The organism is Pseudokineococcus marinus (genome assembly GCF_013004605.1).
Lineage (GTDB): Bacteria > Actinomycetota > Actinomycetes > Actinomycetales > Quadrisphaeraceae > Pseudokineococcus > Pseudokineococcus marinus.
Genome location: NZ_JABEMA010000474.1, coordinates 1 through 1,647 on the forward strand (window position 1 = coordinate 1; position 1,647 = coordinate 1,647).

Consider the following 1,647-nt stretch of genomic DNA (forward strand, 5'->3'; position numbering starts at 1 on the left):
CCCTGCTCGCGGTCGGCGACGCGGCGGCCCGCGGGCTCGCGGACCCCTCCGCCTGGCTGGCCGCCGTCACGAGGCGCGCGCCGTGAGCCGCGACGGGGGGAGGCGGGGCCAGGGTCCTGTCGGCGCCGTCGGGCACGCCGGCCGCCTGGTCGCCTTCGCGGGCTGGTACGTCGGGCGCTTCCTCGCGGCCAACCTCGTCGTGCTGCGCGAGGTGCTCACGCCCCGCACCGGCGTCGCGCCGGTCGTGCTCGAGCTCGTCCTGCGCTGCCGCACCGACGTCGAGGTGGCCTCCTACATCGCGCTCGTCGGGCTCACCCCCGGCACGCTCGTCGTCAGCAGCCACGACGGGCGGCGTCGTCCCCGGGACGGGACCCCGGACGGGACCCCGGACGGGACCCCGGACGGGACCCCGGACGGGACCCCGGACGGAGCAGAGGACGGGGACGGGGACGGGTCCGGTGACGGCGGGGGCGACGTCGTCGTGGCCGCCCACGTCATGCACGCCCCGGACGTGGCGGAGGCGCTGGCGGAGCTGCGCGAGCTGGAGACCCGGCTGCTGCGGGCCCTGCGGGCCGACCCGGGCGCGGTGCCCCCGCCCCCGCCGCACGGCACCGTCCCGGCGCGGACGGACGAGGAGGAGGTCTGATGGTCGTCGAGGTCGCCCTCGGGGTGATGGCCCTGTCCCTCGGGGTGTGCGCGTGGCGCGTGGTCGTGGGCCCCTCGGACGCCGACCGCGTCCTCGCCGTCGACCTGGGCTTCGTCGTCGTCGTCTGCGCGACGGCGCTGCTGGCCGTGCGCCTGCGGACGCCGGCGCTGCTCGACCTCGTGCTCGTCGCGACGCTCGTCGGCTTCCTCACCACGGTGGTGCTCGCGCGGCTCGTCGCCGGGAGGGGGCGGTGAGCGCGGCGGCGGTCGTCGACGTCGTCGGCCAGGGCCTGCTGCTCGTGGGCTCGCTGCTCGTCGGCACGGCGGCGCTCGGGCTGGTGCGCCTGCCGGACGTGTACGCGCGCACCAACGCCGCGACCAAGGCCGCCGCCCTGGGGCTCGTGGTCGTGCTCCTCGGCGGCGTCGTGCTCGCCCCGACCGCCGGCTCCGTGCTGACGCTGCTCGTGGCCATCGCCCTGCAGCTCTTCACCGTGCCGATCGGCGGCTTCGAGGTGGCCCAGGCCGCCCGCCTGTCCGCGGCGCCCGTCACCCCGCTGACCCACCACGACGACCTGGGGCTGCCGCGGGAGGGGGACCAGCGGGACGAGGAGCAGCGGGACGGCGAGGACGAGGGCGGCGTCCAGGTCGACGGGCAGGAGCGCGGCCCGGCGTGAGCGGGGGCGCTCAGCTGCGCAGCGGCGTCTCGCGGCGGCGCCGGGAGGCCTGGTCCAGGCCCCGCTCGACGGGCGCGGCCACCGAGTCCCCGAGCGAGGCGCCGGCTCCGATGGCGAGGGCGATCGCCCCCGCCTGGCCGAGCAGCACGAGCCCGGAGATGACCGTGCCGCCGGTGAGCTCGACGAGCGCGGTGTAGATCGTCAGCCCCGGCAGCAGCATGATCGTGCCGGGCACGACGACGGCGAGCGGGGTGGCGCGGCGGCGCAGCGCGGCGACACGGCCGACGGCGCCGACGACGAGCGCCGCGACGAGGGTGCCGAGGGCCCG

At 78.4% G+C, this 1,647-nt stretch carries 4 protein-coding genes; 3 read left to right on the top strand and 1 reads right to left on the bottom strand.

The window, feature by feature from the left end; all coding sequences use genetic code 11:
• Nucleotides 1-82: 82 nt before the first annotated feature.
• From HLB09_RS16715 to HLB09_RS16725, 3 genes are read left to right on the top strand one after another with little or no spacing between them, the layout of a single operon-like run.
• A complete protein-coding gene (locus tag HLB09_RS16715; protein ID WP_171204426.1) occupies nucleotides 83-646 on the top strand; it encodes a Na+/H+ antiporter subunit E in 564 nt (187 codons plus the stop codon).
• Nucleotides 643-900: a monovalent cation/H+ antiporter complex subunit F gene (locus HLB09_RS16720; RefSeq protein ID WP_171204429.1), complete on the top strand. Its 258-nt coding sequence runs from the start codon at nucleotides 643-645 to the stop codon at nucleotides 898-900. The genes HLB09_RS16715 and HLB09_RS16720 overlap by 4 nt, the downstream gene beginning before the upstream one ends.
• Complete coding sequence (locus HLB09_RS16725; protein WP_171204427.1) at nucleotides 897-1,319, top strand: cation:proton antiporter; 423 nt, start codon at nucleotides 897-899, stop codon at nucleotides 1,317-1,319. The genes HLB09_RS16720 and HLB09_RS16725 overlap by 4 nt, the downstream gene beginning before the upstream one ends.
• Nucleotides 1,320-1,329: 10 nt before the next feature.
• Here HLB09_RS16725 and HLB09_RS16730 read toward each other — a convergent pair.
• Nucleotides 1,330-1,647: threonine/serine exporter family protein (locus HLB09_RS16730; protein WP_171204428.1), on the bottom strand; the 318-nt coding region annotated here is incomplete at its 5' end.